Below are 483 nucleotides of genomic sequence, written 5' to 3' on the forward strand. Positions count from 1 at the left end.
GTGAAGTCGTAACAAGGTAGCCCTAGGGGAACCTGGGGCTGGATCACCTCCTTACTGACGCTATTCTTGCGAGTGTTCACACAGATTGTATAGGTTGAAATTGAAAGAGAGCACATCATTGCTTTGATGGGTCTGTAGCTCAGCTGGTTAGAGCGCACCCCTGATAAGGGTGAGGTCGGTGGTTCAAGTCCACTCAGACCCACCAACACATCCCCAAATGTGTTGGTTAACAAAGTAATCAATGTGGGGCTATAGCTCAGCTGGGAGAGCGCCTGCCTTGCACGCAGGAGGTCAGCAGTTCGATCCTGCTTAGCTCCACCACTTTTTAAGCGTATTTATATTGATAAGTGCCTTTAAAAAGTGGTTTATCGTCGTGATAAATACACATGCTCTTTAACAATCTGGAAAGCTGACAAGTCATTCTTTAAGAATGACAGTAAAGTTCTCAATCAGTGACATATCATGTCACTCACACAATCAAGT

2 tRNA genes and 1 rRNA gene are annotated in these 483 nt (G+C 45.1%); all 3 read left to right on the plus strand.

Annotation, left to right across the window (positions count from 1 at the left end):
• Positions 1-54, plus strand: a 16S ribosomal RNA gene (locus BZJ21_RS16630); the annotation flags it as partial.
• 74 nt (positions 55-128) lie between these two features.
• Positions 129-205, plus strand: a tRNA-Ile gene (locus tag BZJ21_RS15535).
• 40 nt (positions 206-245) lie between these two features.
• Positions 246-321 (plus strand) — tRNA-Ala (locus tag BZJ21_RS15540).
• Positions 322-483: the final 162 nt, after the last annotated feature.

It is taken from the genome of Salinivibrio costicola subsp. alcaliphilus (assembly GCF_001996185.1).
Lineage (GTDB): Bacteria > Pseudomonadota > Gammaproteobacteria > Enterobacterales > Vibrionaceae > Salinivibrio > Salinivibrio costicola.